The sequence below is a fragment of the Micromonospora sp. CPCC 206060 genome (assembly GCF_036906895.1).
GTDB lineage: Bacteria > Actinomycetota > Actinomycetes > Mycobacteriales > Micromonosporaceae > Micromonospora.
The window spans coordinates 61,682-76,916 of sequence record NZ_JBAKHU010000018.1; the positions used below are offsets into that span (position 1 = coordinate 61,682).

14 protein-coding genes are annotated in these 15,235 nt (G+C 73.9%); 10 read left to right on the forward strand and 4 right to left on the reverse strand.

Annotated features, from left to right (window positions below; all coding sequences use genetic code 11):
* Positions 1–265: 265 nt before the first annotated feature.
* Together V6U90_RS14455 and V6U90_RS14460 are read right to left on the reverse strand one after the other, a co-directional pair.
* Positions 266–1,438, reverse strand: a complete 1,173-nt coding sequence (locus V6U90_RS14455) for an acyltransferase family protein (protein WP_334435715.1) — start codon at positions 1,436–1,438, stop codon at positions 266–268.
* 64 nt (positions 1,439–1,502) lie between these two features.
* A complete protein-coding gene (locus tag V6U90_RS14460) occupies positions 1,503–2,060 on the reverse strand; it encodes a hypothetical protein (protein ID WP_334435718.1) in 558 nt (185 codons plus the stop codon).
* 263 nt (positions 2,061–2,323) lie between these two features.
* Between V6U90_RS14460 and V6U90_RS14465 the strand changes: the two genes are divergently transcribed.
* Positions 2,324–3,586, forward strand: coding sequence for a hypothetical protein (locus V6U90_RS14465; RefSeq protein WP_334435720.1), 1,263 nt, complete (start codon positions 2,324–2,326; stop codon positions 3,584–3,586).
* A 151-nt stretch (positions 3,587–3,737) separates the two neighbouring features.
* Here V6U90_RS14465 and V6U90_RS14470 read toward each other — a convergent pair whose 3' ends face one another.
* Complete coding sequence (locus V6U90_RS14470; protein ID WP_334435723.1) at positions 3,738–4,373, reverse strand: SGNH/GDSL hydrolase family protein; 636 nt, start codon at positions 4,371–4,373, stop codon at positions 3,738–3,740.
* A gap of 100 nt (positions 4,374–4,473) precedes the next feature.
* Here V6U90_RS14470 and nudC point away from each other — a divergent pair, with 100 nt between their 5' ends.
* From nudC to V6U90_RS14485, 3 genes are all read left to right on the forward strand, one after another.
* Positions 4,474–5,394 carry an NAD(+) diphosphatase gene (gene nudC, locus V6U90_RS14475; RefSeq protein WP_334435726.1) on the forward strand — a complete coding sequence of 307 codons (921 nt, stop codon included), beginning with the start codon at positions 4,474–4,476 and terminating at the stop codon, positions 5,392–5,394.
* Positions 5,395–5,632: 238 nt separating this feature from the next.
* Entirely contained in the window at positions 5,633–6,175 is a 543-nt protein-coding gene (locus V6U90_RS14480; protein ID WP_334435730.1) for a carboxymuconolactone decarboxylase family protein, read from the forward strand.
* Positions 6,176–6,401: 226 nt separating this feature from the next.
* On the forward strand, positions 6,402–7,856 hold the full coding sequence (locus V6U90_RS14485) for an acyl-CoA synthetase (protein ID WP_334435733.1): 1,455 nt from the start codon (positions 6,402–6,404) through the stop codon (positions 7,854–7,856).
* A gap of 51 nt (positions 7,857–7,907) precedes the next feature.
* Here the strand turns inward: V6U90_RS14485 and V6U90_RS14490 are convergent, their stop codons facing one another.
* Positions 7,908–8,990, reverse strand: coding sequence for an FUSC family protein (locus V6U90_RS14490; protein ID WP_334435736.1), 1,083 nt, complete (start codon positions 8,988–8,990; stop codon positions 7,908–7,910).
* A gap of 137 nt (positions 8,991–9,127) precedes the next feature.
* Here V6U90_RS14490 and V6U90_RS14495 point away from each other — a divergent pair, with 137 nt between their 5' ends.
* The 6 genes from V6U90_RS14495 to V6U90_RS14520 all read left to right on the forward strand — a co-directional run bounded on the left by V6U90_RS14495 (position 9,128) and on the right by V6U90_RS14520 (position 15,198).
* A complete protein-coding gene (locus tag V6U90_RS14495) occupies positions 9,128–9,811 on the forward strand; it encodes a Pr6Pr family membrane protein (protein WP_334435739.1) in 684 nt (227 codons plus the stop codon).
* Between the two features lie 101 nt (positions 9,812–9,912).
* Complete coding sequence (locus V6U90_RS14500; protein ID WP_334435742.1) at positions 9,913–10,944, forward strand: 3-oxoacyl-ACP synthase III family protein; 1,032 nt, start codon at positions 9,913–9,915, stop codon at positions 10,942–10,944.
* Positions 10,941–11,678 (forward strand): glycosyltransferase family 2 protein, encoded by a 738-nt coding sequence (locus V6U90_RS14505; protein WP_334435745.1) that lies wholly within the window; start codon positions 10,941–10,943, stop codon positions 11,676–11,678. Before V6U90_RS14500 ends, V6U90_RS14505 begins: the two co-directional genes overlap by 4 nt.
* A gap of 19 nt (positions 11,679–11,697) precedes the next feature.
* The gene (locus V6U90_RS14510; protein WP_334435748.1) at positions 11,698–13,176 is read left to right on the forward strand and encodes a class I adenylate-forming enzyme family protein; all 1,479 of its coding nucleotides are present in this window, start codon (positions 11,698–11,700) and stop codon (positions 13,174–13,176) included.
* Complete coding sequence (locus V6U90_RS14515; RefSeq protein WP_334435750.1) at positions 13,169–14,260, forward strand: cytochrome P450; 1,092 nt, start codon at positions 13,169–13,171, stop codon at positions 14,258–14,260. The genes V6U90_RS14510 and V6U90_RS14515 overlap by 8 nt, the downstream gene beginning before the upstream one ends.
* Complete coding sequence (locus V6U90_RS14520; protein WP_334435752.1) at positions 14,257–15,198, forward strand: NAD-dependent epimerase/dehydratase family protein; 942 nt, start codon at positions 14,257–14,259, stop codon at positions 15,196–15,198. Before V6U90_RS14515 ends, V6U90_RS14520 begins: the two co-directional genes overlap by 4 nt.
* Positions 15,199–15,235 lie beyond the last annotated feature (37 nt).

A 15,235-nucleotide genomic window follows, 5' to 3' on the forward strand; every position in this document is an offset into this window, starting at 1 on the left:
ACACGTTGTCGGCTGACACAGCGTTGGCTGACACAGCGTCGGCTGACACAGCGTCGGCTGACACAGCGTCGGCTGACACAGCGCCGGACGGCATGCCGCCCGTCACCGCCGGGACGGCGGCCCGGGTGGCGCCCGGGAGCGGTGCGGCACCGGCGCCGACGGCGAAGACCACCCAGGCCAGGGCCAGGGCTGCGATCAGGCGCGCCGAACGGCACACCACCCACCACGACGGGCGGACGGGTGCAGCGGGGTTCACCCCTACAACCTACCTCCTGCCGGACCGGTACGCAGCGTGAGAGATGGAAGTATTGCCATGTCCGGCGGTCCGGCGGCGGGGTACGAGCAGTCGCATCATCGGGTTCTCCACGAACCGGTGCAGCGCTGCGGCGAGTAGGAGGTTGAGCAGCAGGAAGCCGACCGCGGCGGCCGGCCCCTGCCAGCCCGGCAGGCCCTGACTCCGGCCGGCGAACTGGAGCACGGTGGAGATGACGAAGACGTGCACCAGGTAGTACGCGAAGGAGACCTCACCCAGCCAGACCATGCGCCGGGAACGCCACGGCGACCAGCTACCACGGACGTCGGCGTCGGCGGCAGCGGCGATCACCAGCAGGTAGACCGGCGCCAGCAGGGCGGCCCAGAACTGGGCCGGGATCCAGGTGCTCGCCGCCACCCAGGTCACCACGAAGATCACGCTGGCCACCGGCAGACCCGGACCGCGCCACCGGCCCCGGATCATCAACTCGGCGGCGGCCACCCCCATCCAGAACTCCAGCGACCGGACCAACGGGAACACCTGGGTGAACCACCAGCGGCTCTGCTCGGGGACCAGTTCCTGTCCCGGCCACAGCGCCAGGATGAGCAGTGGCACGGCGACGACGACGCCGACCAGGACCCCGGCGCGTACCCGCCGGAGCAGCGGGAGCACCAGCGGCAGGCAGAGGTAGAAGAACAGCTCGCAGGAGAGCGACCAGCTCACGGTGTTGACGCTGTAGAAGTAGCCACCGTGCGGGATCCAGGCCTGGACCAGGAAGAGGTTCGCCAGCGCCACCTCCCAGTTGATCTCGATGGCCAGGTACGTCCAGAGGAGCAGGACGGCCGCCCAGAGCACCAGGTGGTTGGGGTAGATCTTGGCCAGCCGGCGGCGCCAGAAGTCCCGGCGCCGCTGCCCCGGGCGGGCCGACCAGACCAGGACGAAGCCGCTGAGGATGAAGAAGAACTGCACGCCGGAGAGGCCGAGGGTGAACAGCCAGCCGACCACGGCCTGGTAGTCGGGCTCGGCGATGATCCGCATGGTCCCGATGTGGAAGCCGAAGACCAGCATCGCCGCGATCCACCGCAGGCCGGTCAGCGAGGGCAGGTTGCTCCGGCGGGTGCTCGCCGGAGCCGCTGCCACGGTCGTCTCGTCGGGATTCTGCCGAAGCGACTGGATCGGGCCCATGGGCGGCCACCCTAGCCGGAACGGAGCGGGGACCGCCCACCCGTCCCGCCGTACGGGGTACCGGTCACCCGGCAGACACCACCGGTTGTGGGTCGCCGGTGACCTCCCCGGGCGTCGGGAAGGCGTACCGGGTGGCGTGCTCCGGGTCGGCGGGGTCGATCTGCCGCAGACCCGCATCGGCGAGCCGCTTGTTCACCTCGTCGAGGTGCTCGCGGACCAGTCGGGCCTCCTCGTCGGTGACCCGGCCCCGGTGCGGCCGGCCCGCGTACTCCAGGGTCCCGTAGTCGATCTTCTCCGTCGACTTCCGGGTGGTCTTGGCCGGCCGGACCCGCTCGGCGGTACGTAGCAGCTGCGCCATCGGTACGTCGGTGGCGAGCGAGTCGAACTCGCTGGCGGTCAGCACCACCCGGCGGGGCTCGTCGTCGTGCTGGTCGTGGATCTCCACCACCGCGATGTCCAGCGCGGCGTCGTCGATGCTCTCCACCTCCACCGGCCGCGCGTCCAGGCGTACCGGCCCGGCGACCAGGTCGGGGTGTTCGAGTACGACGATCTTGACCACCTCGTCCTCGGGCGCGATGACCTGGCCGCTGAAGTCGGAGACGTGGACGGTCTTCTTACCCATGCGCGGAACTTCTCCTATCGGGGTGGGTTTCTGCCGATCAGCAGACGAACCTACCCGACAGGTGTGCGAAAGAAGGTGTCAGGTCACCGGGGTGTCGACCGGCGAACCGACCACACCCGACCTGCTCCGATCCGGCATCCACCCCGGACGGTCAGCCGAACGGCTGCCCATCACCGACCGATCGTTGACGACCGGCCCGCCACGTGTTCTCATCACGATCCAATAGAAACTTTCATATTTCCATGGATGGATCGGAGACAGCGATGTCCGTGTTCCGTCGTACCGCGGTTGTCGCGGCGATGGCCCTCACCGTGGGGGCACTCGGCGCACCACCGGCCTCCGCACAGCCCCTGGTCGAGGTCGCCAGCCTGCCCACCGCCGCGGTCGCGCTCGGCGACAGCTTCATCAGCGGTGAGGGCGCCGGGTCGTACACCCCGGTGACCGACCTCAACGGGGTGGCCCAGTCCTTCCCGGGCTGGTCGGCACCGAACAGCAACGCGTTCTTCTGCCACCGCTCGGCCAACGCCTCGCTGCACCGGGCCGACCTGCCCGGCATCCAGGCCCGGTTCAACCTGGCCTGCTCCGGCGGTCAGCCGCACGACATCGCCGCCGCCTCGGCCGCCCGGACCAACGGCCGTCAGGTCACCGCGCAGCTCGACCAGCTCCGCACGGTGGCCCAGACCCACGACATCGATCTGGTACTGGTCGGGCTGGGCTCGAACAACAGCTCCTTCACCTTCGGTTCGGTGGCCGAGAAGTGCGCCAACCGGTTCATCGCCGACGCCTGGACCGGCTGGTGGGAGTTCTGGGCCTACCTCGGCGGTCCGGTCCCGCAGGAGCCCTGCACCACCACCGACCTCGCCACCTCGGCGCAGCTCGCGGCGGCGACCACCGAGACGACGAACGCGGTCCGGCAGCTACTCACCACGCTCGACCAGATCGACGCCGACGGACAGCACCGGATCGTCTTCCAGGACTACACCAACCCGCTCCCGCTGGACCTCGAGGTCAAGTTCCACGAGGAGGACAGCCGCAGCGACACCCGGGACAAGTTCCGCGCGCTCGGCGCCGAGCGGTACGCGGGCGGCTGCCCGATCCACCGCGCCAGCCTCGCCCCCGGCCACTTCTTCTCCCAGGGGCTGGGCACCCTGGTGAAGTCGGTGCACACCACCATGTCCGCCGAGTTCCCCGGTGACGACCTGGTCTACCTGAACGTGCAGCGGGCCTTCGACGGCGCCCGGCTCTGCGAGCAGTCGACCAGCCCGACGGGGGCGCTGGCCACCCCGATCCGGCTCCAGGACGGGCCGACCGGGGTCTTCGTGACCAGCCTCTCCGGCTACGACAAGCTGGACATCCAGCGCATCGCGAACACCTGCGGCACCTACTTCCAGACCTGCCAGGAGTCCTGGCACCCGAACGTCGCCGGGCACGCCGTGCTCGGTCAGTGCCTCACCGGCGCGGCGAGCAGCGGTAACCGGGCCGTCTCCTGTGTCCGGTCGTCGGACGGCCGGATCAGCGTCGGCTGACGTCTCCCCGGACCGGCCAACCCCACCCCGCCGATCCCGCAGCTCGGGCCGCCACTACCCGACACACGCCGAAAATGCCGGGGCCGGAACTGCGAGATCAATGCAGCGGGGTGGGGGTGGGTCGGGGGGATTCGCGGGGCACGGCCTCCGGTCAGGCCGCCGGCTGCCAGCCCAGGGCGGTCAGGTACGCCTGGGCGAGCACCGCGTGACCGGGCAGGTTCGGGTGGACCCGGTCGTTGGCCCAGTCCGCCGCAGTGGTGTGCGCCAGCACCCGGTCGAACGCCTCCTGGGTGGGTACGTGCACCGCGTCGAGCTCGGCGGCGAGCCGGCGCACCACGGCGCCGTACCGGTCCGACATGGCCCGCTGCGGTTCGGCCCGGTCCGGCTCGATGAGGTACGGGTCACCGAGGACCAACTGGCAACCGGTGGCGGTGACCGCGCCGGTCAGCAGGTCCCGCAGGGTCGACTCGTACTCGTCGATCGGGACGGCCTCGTCCTCCCGGCCGGTGAACCGGCGCCACACGTCGTTGATGCCGATCATCACGCAGAGCCAGTCCGGACACTCGCCGATCGCGTCGGTCTCCCACCGCTCACGCAGGTCCCGGACGGTGTTGCCGCCGATCCCCTGGTTGACCCAGGTCAGGTGGTGCTGCGGGTAGGCGGCGGTGACGAGGGCGCGGACCAGGCTGACGTAGCCGGAACCGTACGGCGCCGCGACGTCACGCCGGCCGCAGTCGGTGATGCTGTCACCGATGAATACGATCCGCTGACCAGGCTCGAAGATCACAGTCGCCCTCCCGTCGGCCGCCCGCCGGCCGGGCGTGACCGTAGTACCGGGAAAATGAGCACGTCAAGGCTGCGCCATGATCCGGGACGGAGAGGGCCTCATGACACCGACGGTGACGACGATCGGCTACACCGGGGGACGGCTGGACCGGGGCGCCGGGGTGCGTACCGACCCGGCCCGCCTCGCCGCACTCCGGGCCGATCCCGGTAGCCGGGTCATCCCGGTGTGGCGGGACCGCTGCCCGGTCACCGGTGACCCGGCGGTACCGGTACGTCTGACCGGGGCCGGCACCGGCCTCGCGGATCGGGATGGCGTGTTCCTGGGGCTGGACGGGACGACCGGCATCTTCGCGGTGGACCTGTCGGAGCTGGCCGAGGAGCAGGCGGTGACGCTCACCGGTGCCGACCGGACGTTGGATGTCCGGTCCTGCGTGGGCCACCTGGATCCGGCCGAGGCGGCGGTGCAGGCGTACGCGCGGGGCATCCTGCACTGGCACCGCAACCAGGGCTTCTGCGGTACCTGTGGGGCAGCGGCCGGGCCCCGCGACGGTGGCGCGCTCCGCGCGTGCACGGCGGCGGACTGCGGCCGGCTGCTCTTCCCCCGGATCGAACCGGCGGTCATCATGCTCGTCGAGTCCGCCGGTACGCCCCGGCGGTGCCTGCTCGCCCGGCACCACGGGTCGGCCGTGGACGCCTACTCGCTGCTGGCCGGCTTCGTCGAGATCGGGGAGAGTCTGGAGGACGCGGTCCGGCGGGAGGCCGCGGAGGAGGCCGGGGTACGGGTGGGCCCGGTGACCTACCAGGGGTCACAGCCCTGGCCGTTCCCGGCCGGTCTGATGGTGGCGTTCCGGGCCCGGGCGTTGTCCGACGAGGTGACCGTCGACGGCGCCGAACTGCTCGATGCGCGCTGGTTCAGCCGGGCCGAGCTGCGCGACCGGGTCGCGGCCGGGCACCGGTTGGGTCGGGTCGACTCGATCGACCGGATGCTGCTGGAGTCCTGGCTGGCCGGGGCGCCAGCCTGACCCGGCCTGACCCGGCCTGACCCGGGTGCCCCGGACGACCCGGGTGCCCCGGACGACCCGGGTGACCCGGGTGACCCGGGTGACCCGGGCGACCCGCAACGCAAGCGGCGAGAACCGGGCCGGCGTTGCCGCGTGCGACCATGCATCGACGAACCCCTACCCACCGGGCCGCCCGCCCGGGCCGGTCAGCGACCGGCGGTGGGCTGCGGACCGGTCATCGCCCCAGGAGCGTGACAGCTTGGCACACATCGACCTCGGCCTGGACGAGAAGCAGTTCCCCGGCATCATCGGCCTGATGCGGTACCGGCCGGAGACGGCCAAGCCGCTGAACCAGTTGGCAGAGGTCCTGCTGCGTACGCCGAACTCGCTGCCGCCGGGCGAGCGGGAACTGATCGCGGCGTACGTCTCCGGCCTCAACGAGTGCGAGTTCTGCTGCGCGTCGCACTCGGCGTTCGCCGCCGTCCAGCTCGACCCGGGCATGGTCCTGGTCGACCAGGTCCGGGCCGACCTCGACTCGGCGCCGGTCTCGGCCAAGCTGCGCGCCCTGCTGCGCATCGCCGGGGCGGTGCAGAAGAGCGGCCGCCAGGTCACCACCGACATGGTCGAAGCGGCCCGGGCCAAGGGCGCCACGGACGTGGAGATCCACGACACGGTGCTGATCGCCGCCGCGTTCTGCATGTTCAACCGGTACGTCGACGGGCTCGGCTCGCTGCCCGCCCAGGACCCGCAGGACTACTTCCGGGCGGCCGAGCGCATCGTCGAGTCGGGCTACACGGACTGATCCCGGCACGCTGTCGAGCTGCCTGCACCAACGGAGCGCGCTCCGTCCATGCGAGCAGCTCGACAGCGTCTGCCGAACCGCCGGTGGTGGACGCCCGGTGGCGGCCCGGCGCCGTACCCCTGTACCACCCCCTGACCCGGTCACGGCACGTCGGGCCGGCACCCGTCGGTCGATAGGATTCCGTCGTTGCCGCACCGGCGACGGGGTACGACCAGGGGGAGGCGGCGTGCGGCTGCTGGCCGGGATGACACAGCTCGCGTCGGACAGGCCGGACGCGGTGACCGTGGCTGATGTCGCCATCTCCGCGGAACGGCTGCTGGGCTGCGCGCGGGCGGTCGCCGACGAGGTTGCCGGCGCACCGGTCGTCGCGGTGCACGCCACCCCGACGGTGGAGACGGTCGTGGGCATGGTGGGCGCGCTGCTGGCCGGGGCGGCGGTGGTGCCGGTGCCCCCGGACTCCGGCCCCGCCGAACGACGGCATCTGCTGACCGACTCCGGCGCCGCCCTGCTGATCACCACCGGGGCGGGCACCGCCACGACGCTGAGCAGCGGCGGGCACGACACCGCCGGGACCGGGACGGCCGACGGCGACCCGGCCCTGCCCCGGGTGCCGGTGGACCTGACCCGGCTCTCGTCGACCGACCGGCCGGCCCCCGCACCGACGGACCCCGCGCTGATCATGTACACCAGCGGCACGACCGGTGCCCCGAAGGGCGTGCTGCTGTCCCACCGCGCCGTGGAGGCCGGCATCGACGCACTGGTGGACGCCTGGGCGTGGAGCCCGGACGACATCCTGGTGCACGGTCTGCCACTGTTCCACGTCCACGGGCTGGTCCTCGGCGTGTTCGGGGCGCTGCGGACCGGCTGCCGGCTGCGGCACACCGGACGGCCGCTCCCCGAGCGGTACGCCGCCGCCGGCGGCACCCTCTACTTCGGCGTACCGACGGTCTGGTCGCGGATCTGCGCCCAGCCGGAGGCGGCCCGCGCCCTGGCCGGTGCCCGGTTGTTGGTCTCGGGCAGCGCGGCCCTGCCGGTACCGGTCTTCGACCGGCTCCGGGAGCTGACCGGACACCAGCCGGTCGAGCGGTACGGCATGACCGAAACCCTGATCACGGTGAGCAGCCGGGTGGACGGGCCACGCCGGGCGGGGTACGTCGGCTTCCCGCTCGACGGGGTGGGGACCCGGGTGGTCGACGAGGCCGGCCGGGACGTACCCGCCGACGGGGAGTCCGTCGGTGAACTGCGGGTACGCGGCCCGATGCTCTTCGACGGGTACCTCAACCGGCCGGAGGCGACCGCCGCGCAGCTCGACGCCGACGGCTGGTTCCGGACCGGGGACATCGCCTCGGTGGACCCGGCCGGCTGGCACCGGATCGTGGGCCGGGCGTCCACCGACCTGATCAAGAGCGGCGGGTACCGGATCGGTGCCGGCGAGGTGGAGGACGCCCTGCTGGCCCACCCCGGGGTACGCGAGGCAGCGGTGGTCGGCCGGCCGCACGCCGACCTGGGCGAGCAGGTCACCGCGTACGTGGTCGCCGACGGGGTCGGCGAGGCGGAACTGGTCGACTTCGTGGCCGGGCACCTGTCGGTACACAAGCGTCCCCGGCAGGTCCGGTTCGTCGACGCGCTGCCCCGCAACGCGATGGGCAAGGTGCAGAAGAAGCTGCTCGCCACGGACTAGAGCGACGGGCAACAGGGCGGTGGACCGCTCGTCGCGACCGGGGCGGGCCGGTCAGACCGGGGGCAGGCCGAGGGCCTCCTCCACCCGGGCGAGCACGGTGGCGTCGTCGGCGTCCATGCCGCGCAGCAGGTCGATGGCGGTGGCCCGGATCTGCCCGACGATCATGATGAGCGGTAGCGGCGGGCTGCCGGCGAGCAGTTGACCGCCGGTGTGCACCGCGTCGAGCGCGGCCCGCTCGGCTGCTTCGGCGTACCGGTCGGCGGCCTCGTCCTGGCCCGTCAGGTCCGCGGCCAGGGCATTCCCGGCGGCCTGGGCCGCCTCGGTGAGCGCGGTCAGCGCAGCGCCGAGCTGCGGGGGGATGGGTGCCGGTTGGCGGGTGAGGGTCACCCCGGCGCGGGCGAGCACCCGGGTGTTGCGGACCGCGTAGTCGAGTTGTCGGGCGGTGGCGTCCACCGCGTGTACCCGGCTGATGTGCCGGCGGCGGTTGACGTGCAGCCGGAGCGCCTCACCGGCGGCGAGTACCGCGGTTTGGAGCCGCTCGACCCCGGCGTCCAACTGCCGGGCCCGCTCCAGCGCGGCCAGCGCGGCGGCCTCGTCCCGCCCGGTCAGTGCCTGGTTGATCTCGGCGAGCAGGTCGGCGAGTTCGGTGAAGGTGTGCCGGATCTCGGTGACCAGTGGGGCGAGCGGGTGCCGGACGGTGAACAGCTGGCTGGCCACCAGCGCCACCCCGCCACCGATCAGGGCGTCGACGAAGCGGAAGGGCACCAGGGACTCCGTCGACGGCGCGACGACCACCAGGTAGAGGGCGGAGACCGCCGCCTGCACCACGGAGACACTGCTCGCCCCGACCGCCACGGCCAGGGCGACGGTCAGCAGGATCACCGTGAAGACGGTCCAGGTGTCGCGGGGACCGAGTGCCTGCACCACCAGGTCGGCGACGAGCACGCCGGCGGCGACACCGATGACCACCTCGACCGCCCGGCGCATCCGTTGTCCCCGGGCCTGACCGAGCACGATGAGCGCGGCGGCCGGCGCGAAGAAGGGCTCAGGGTGGCCGAGGAGCTGTCGGGCGACGAGCCAGGCCACGGTGGCGGCCAGGGTCGCCTCGACCACCGGCAGCCAGTCGGATCGCAAGCGCCCGACTGCGGTCCGTAGCCAGTCTTTCATGATCTTCGGTCTCCTGTCCGCGTGGTGACCGGGGCATTATCCGTGCCGGCAGGGCCGGGACTTTCGGCTGGTGGCACCACGCGACCGGCTGGTAGCTTGCCCCGGTGAATCTGCGGCGGGCTCAGGTTACGGCCATCTTCCGGCTGCTGACGGTGATCTGTGTGCTGGCCGGGATCGTGCTCACCGCCGCCGGTCCGGCCACCGTCACCGGTCTGCTGCCGTACTTCACCATCCAGAGCAACGTGGCGGTCGGGCTGGTCGCCGGGTACGCCGGATGGCTGGCCTGGCGCGGCCGGCCGGCGCCCTCGCCGGTACTCACCGGAGCGGTCACCCTCTACATCACCATCACCGGGGTGGTGTACCACCTGGTGCTGGCCAACCCGGCCAGCCCGTTCGCCATGCCCCAGCCGGACCGGGACCTCGCCGACGCGGCGGGCAACCAGTTCCTGCACACGGTGGTACCCCTGCTGGCCGTCCTGGACTGGCTGTTCCTGCAACCCCGGGGTCGGCTGCGCCTGCGGTACGCCGCGTACTGGCTGGCCTTCCCGCTGGGGTACCTGGGATTCGCCCTGATCCGAGGGCTGGTCGTAAACCGCTACCCGTACCCGTTCGTCGATGCCGGCCAGCTCGGTTACGGCGGGGTGGCGCTCAGCGCGGTCTTCTTCGCCGTCGCGTTCTGGCTGCTCGGGCTCGCCTTCACCGGCCTCGACCGGGGGCTGGCCCGGCACCGGCCCGGTCCGGACCGCTCCGGGGTCCCACAGGAGCGCCCCGACGAGCTGGTCCGGTGACCGGTCGGCGCTGACCAGCCCGGACACCCGGTACGACCACCGGGTGCGGATGAGCACGCCTACTCATCCGCCGACCACCCCTGTTCACGAAAGCTAGGCCCATGATCGAACCGACGCCGCCGAGCCGGCCCGCCACACCACCGGTCGGCATCACCGCCGTAGGCGTCAGCCTCCCCGAGCGGGTGGTCCACACGGTCGACCTGCAACAGCGGGTCGCCGAGGCCAGTGGGATCGCCCTGCCGGCCGGCCTGTTCTCCATGATGACCGGCGTGGAGCAGCGCCGGATGGCCGGCGACGACGAGTACGCCTCGACGCTCGCGGTCCGGGCCGCCCGGCAGGCGCTCGACACGGCCGGCCTCTCCATCGGGGACGTGGACCTGCTGCTCTTCGCCTCCGCGAGCCGGGACATGGTCGAACCGGCCACCGCACACATCGTGCAGGCCGAGCTGGGCGGCCGGGCGCACGCCCTGGACGTCACCAACGCCTGCAACAGCTTCCTCAACGGCATCGACGTGGCCCGCTCGTTCGTGCTGGCCGGTCGGGCCCGGCGGGCGCTGGTGGTCACCGGGGAGACCCCGACCCGGGCGATGCGCTGGCAGCTCACCGACCTCGCCCAGGCGCGGCGGGCCTTCGCCGGTTACACGTTCGGCGACGCGGGCGCCGCCGTGCTGGTGGAGCCGGTGACCGGCGGCGGAATCCTGGACGTCGACACGGAGACCTGCTCCGAGCACTGGACGGTGGGTGGGATCCCCGGCGGCGGGTCCCGGCACCCGCGCGGCGACGAGCACACCTACTTCACCGGGGACGGGCACGCGCTGCGCGGGGTGTTCGAGCAGATCGGTACGGACATCCTGGACCGGGTCCGTCGGCGTACCGGTCTGGACTGGGCCGACTATGCCCGGGTGCTGGTGCACCAGGTGACGATGCCGTACCTGGACCGCTTCGTCGAGGTAACCGGGGTACCCAAGGACAAGCTGGAGATCACCGTTGGCGAACTGGGCAACCTGGCCAGCGCCACCCTGGGTGTGCAGCTCGCCCGGGCCGGGCGCGGGCTGCGCCGGGGCGACCGGGTGCTGTTCATCGGCCTGGGCGGCGGGGTCAGCATCATGACCATGGTCTGGGAGAAGTCGTGACCGACCTGTGGGTGGTGGTGCCGGCCTTCAACGAGGCGGCCCGGATCGGGGGCACCCTGGACGCCCTGGCCCGGCAGACCGACCTGGACTACACGCTGCTGGTGGTGGACAACGGCTCGACCGACGGCACGTCGACCGTGGTGGCGTCGTTCGCCGCCCGCTCCCCGGTGCCGACCTGGCTGATCCACGAGCCGCAGAAGGGGGTCGGCGCGGCGGTGGACACCGGTTTCCGGTACGCCATCGCGCACGGCGCCCGGCTGTTGGCGCGTACCGACGCGGACTGCCTGCCGCATCCGGGCTGGCTGGCCGCCGCCCGCAGTGCCCTGGACCGGGGCGCGGGCATGGTGTGCGGTCAGGTGCGGGCCCGCCGCGACGAGCACGGTCCGGTCGGCCGGGCGGTGTTCCGGCTGCTGGTCGCCGCCGCCGCCGCCTTCGGCCGGGTCCGGCCGGCGCACCGGGGCCGGCAGTTCCGGGCGCCCTACCGGATGCACGCCGGCAACAACATGGCCATCACCGCCGAGCTGTACGAGCAGGTCGGCGGAATGCCCCGGCGGCCCTCGCCGACCGACCGGACCTTCCTCAACCGGGTACGACAGGGCACCGACTCGATCGTGCACAGCCGGGCGATGGTGGTGGAGAACTCGACCCGGCGGCTACGGGCGTACGGGCTGCGCCGGACGGCGAACTGGTACCTGGACCGGGGCAGTGGAGCCCTCTCCCCCGACCCGCGCTGACCGGTAGGAGCCGCAACCCATGCTCGACGAACTCGCCGCCACGCTACGTCACCGACCGGACCGGCCGGCTGTGCTCGGCACCACCCGGACCGGTCGTACCCGGGTCCGGGCCACCCGGGGGGAGCTGGCCGACCTGGCCGACGGGTACGCCGTCGCGCTGCACCGGCACGGACTGGCCGCCGGGGACACCCTCGGCGTGGCGGTCCGGCCCGGTCCCCGGGCGCTGTCGGTGATGCTCGCCGCGCACCGGCTCGGCCTGCGGGTGGCGGTGCTGGACCCGGCCGCCGGTCCGGAGGTGCTCACCGCCCGGCTGGCCCTGGCCCGCCCCGGGTTGATCGTGGCGGACGCCGCCGCCCAGGCGGTCGCCGGGTGGGCCCGGCCGCTGGCCCGTCGCGCCCAGCTCGCCCTGCCGGAGCTGGCCGGTCTGGGTCCGGTCCTGACCGTGGGGCGGCGGCTGCCGGGCAACGCCCCGGCCCTGCTGCCCGGCTCCGGGCCGCTGCCGCGTCCGCAGGACGCCGACGGGGACGCCGTGATCGTCTTCACCTCGGGGACGACCAGCCAACCCCGGGCGGTGGTGCACAGCCGGGCCGGCCTGGCCGCCGGGATGCGGGCGGTCGCCGAACTGGTCGGGCCCCGGCCGGACGAGCCGGTGCTCGGCGGCACGTTCTTCGTGCTGGTACCCGCCCTGGCCAGCGGGGCGCCGGGCGCCCTGCCGGCCCGTTCGCCCCGGGTGCTGGCCCGGCAGCTGACCCGGCTGCGCCCGCAGGCCAGCTATCTGACCCCGCCGCAGGTGCGGGCGCTGCTGGCCGAGGAGCCGGCGCTGACCGGCCGGTTCTACAGCGGCTCCGCGCCGGTCAGCGCCGACCTGCTGGGGCGGCTCCGCCGGGCCGGCGCCGACCAGGCGTGGGGGGTGTACGCGCTGACCGAGATCTTCCCGGCCGCCGCCGTGGAGGCGACCGAGAAGGCCGCGTTCACCGCCGACGGGGACCTGGTGGGGTCCCCGCTGCCCGGGGTACGGGCGACCGTCGACGCCGACGGTCAGCTACTGCTCACCGGCCCGAACCGGGCGCACCGCTATCTCGGCGGGGACCCCATGGAGCGGGTGGCCACCGGGGATGTCGGTCGGCTGGACGCCGACCGGATCGTGCTCGCCGGCCGGTGCAAGGACATGATCCTGCGGGCGGCGGAGAACATCTATCCCGGGCTGTACGAGCCGGCGCTGCACGTACCCGGGGTGAACCTGGCCGTGCTGGTCGGCGTACCGGCCACCGACGGGGACGAGCGGCTGGTGGCGGTGGTCGAACCGGTGCCGGGCGCCCAACCGGGGCAGTTACGGAAGGCGCTCGCCCCGGCGTTGGCCCGGATGGGTCCGGCCCGGCCGGACGCGCTGGTCTTCGCCACCGTGCCGACCAGTGGCCGGTCCCGTAAGCCGGACCGGGCCGCGACGGCCGTGCTGGCCGCCACGCTGGTACGCGACGGCGGGTCCGGCCGTGGCTGAGCAGCCTTTGTCCGGGCGACGCCGGGACCGTCGGGTCTACGTGGGCAGTCATCCGGTGCTCTTCGCGTTGCTCGCGGCGACCCGGCGGTGGCCGGTACTGCGGCTGGGCCGCACCGTGCTGGTGCACGGCACGCAGGCGTACCAGGACGCGCTGACCCGGGTCCCGCTGGATCGGCGGGCCGACGCGACCACCGGGGGTACCGCCCAGCGGCTGGGCGGCGCCCGGCTGCTCTTTGACGAGGACGGTGCCGGGCACCGGGACAGCCGCCGCGCGCTGGTCGACGCGCTGGGTTCGGCCGGGGTGACCCGGCTCCGGCCGGTCTGGACGGCGGTCCTCGCCGACCGGCTGGCCCCGCTGGCCACCGGGGGCACCGTGGACCTGGTACCGGTGGCCGCCGAACTGGCCGGGGTCACCACGGCCGCCCTGCTCGGCAGCACCGCCGACCCGGTCCGGCTGGCCGGGGCCGCCCGCCGGGTGGCCGCCACCGCCGCCGCCGAGCAGCTTCCCGGCCCGCGCCGCCCCGGGCAGCGGCGCGCCGCCCGGGCCGCCGCCGAGGAGCTGACCGCGCTGCTCGGCGTACCGGCCGGGGAGGTGGGGCGGGCCGCGATGCTGGCCGTGGCGGCGGTGAACACCACCGTCGCGGCGATCCCCCGGTGCGTGGCGTGGTGCGCCGACGACCGGCTGTGGGCCGCCGCCGACACCGCAGAGTCCCGGGAGGTACTGGTCAACGAACTGCTCCGGGTGACCGCGCCGTCGCCGCTGCTGCCCCGGGTGGCCGCCGCCGACGGCAGCGCCGACGGCTGCCCGGTGCGCGCCGGTGACCGGCTGCTGCTGGTCGCCCGGCACGCCGCGTGGGCGCACCGGCGCGACCCCGACTGTGCCGCACCGGCTCCGCCGAAGGTGGCGCAGCTGGTCTTCGGGGCCGGCGGGCACGCCTGCCCGGGGGCCCGGCTGGCGCGGGCCCAGCTCGCCGACACGCTCGCCGCGCTGGCGCCGTACCGGCCGGTGGTGGTCCGGTCCCGGGTGGACCGGCGGGCCGGGCTGCCCGGCTGGGCCGAGCTGACCATCCGGGGTACGACGTGACCGGCGACGGATCACGGGAACTCGCCGGGCTGCGGGTGGCGGTGACCGGGGCGAGCGGGTTCTGCGGCGCGGCGGTGGCCCGGGCCGCCGCCGCAGCCGGCGCCGACGTGTGCTGCCTGGGCCGGCGGCCGGGGCCGGTGGGCCGGCACGTACCGTGGGACGCGACCCGGGACGACCCGGACCTGGCCGGCGCCGATCTCGTGGTGCACCTGGCGGCGGCGGTGGGCGATCCGGTGCCGGGCCCGGCCATCGAGCGCGCCTACCGGGCGGTCAACGTGGCCGGTACGGCCCGGCTGCTCGACGCCGCCGGGGACCGGCCGGTGGTCTGGGTGAGCAGCGCCAGTGTGTACCGGCCGCAGGTGCTGCCCCGCCCGGTCACCGAGGACGACCCGGTCGACGGCCAGCTCTCCGCGTACGGGCGGACCAAGGCGGCCGGTGAACGGTTGGCACTGTCGGCCGGTGCGGTGGTGCTGCGCCCCCGGGCGGTCTACGGCCCGGGTGACCGGCACCTGCTGCCCCGGCTGCGGGACGCGGTCCGGGCCGGGGTGCTGCCGCTGCCCGGACCGGACGTGCGGTTGAGCCTGACGGCGGTGGAGAACCTCGCGGACGCCTGCCTGGCCGCCCGGGACTGGCCGGGTGGGGCGTACAACATCGCGGACGATGCCGCGTACGCGCGGGATGCCGTGCTGCGCGCGGCGCTGGCCGCCGCCGGACGGCCGGTGCGGATCGCGCACCTGCCGATGGGACTGGTCGACGCCGCCGCGCGGGTGGCGACCGGGCTGGCCCGGCTGACCGGGCGGTCACCCCGGCTGACCCGGTACGCGGTGGACCAGCTCGCCCGACCGATGGTGCTGGACATCAGCCGGGCGCGGGCGGTGGGGTACCGCCCGCGCCTCGGCTTCGACGACTACCTGGCCGCACTGGGCCGGCAGCGGTGAAGCGTGGTGTCCGTGGTGCCGGTGCGGGTCCCGCCGC

Excerpts from the sequence above, each read along its gene's own strand:
- nudC (WP_334435726.1), top strand. The coding sequence starts at position 4,474 with ATGACACCGACGGTGACGACGATCGGCTACACCGGGGGACGGCTGGAC.
- V6U90_RS14460 (WP_334435718.1), bottom strand. The coding sequence starts at position 2,060 with ATGGGTAAGAAGACCGTCCACGTCTCCGACTTCAGCGGCCAGGTCATC.
- V6U90_RS14465 (WP_334435720.1), top strand. The coding sequence starts at position 2,324 with ATGTCCGTGTTCCGTCGTACCGCGGTTGTCGCGGCGATGGCCCTCACC.
- V6U90_RS14510 (WP_334435748.1), top strand. The coding sequence starts at position 11,698 with ATGCTCGACGAACTCGCCGCCACGCTACGTCACCGACCGGACCGGCCG.
- V6U90_RS14455 (WP_334435715.1), bottom strand. The coding sequence starts at position 1,438 with ATGGGCCCGATCCAGTCGCTTCGGCAGAATCCCGACGAGACGACCGTG.
- V6U90_RS14500 (WP_334435742.1), top strand. The coding sequence starts at position 9,913 with ATGATCGAACCGACGCCGCCGAGCCGGCCCGCCACACCACCGGTCGGC.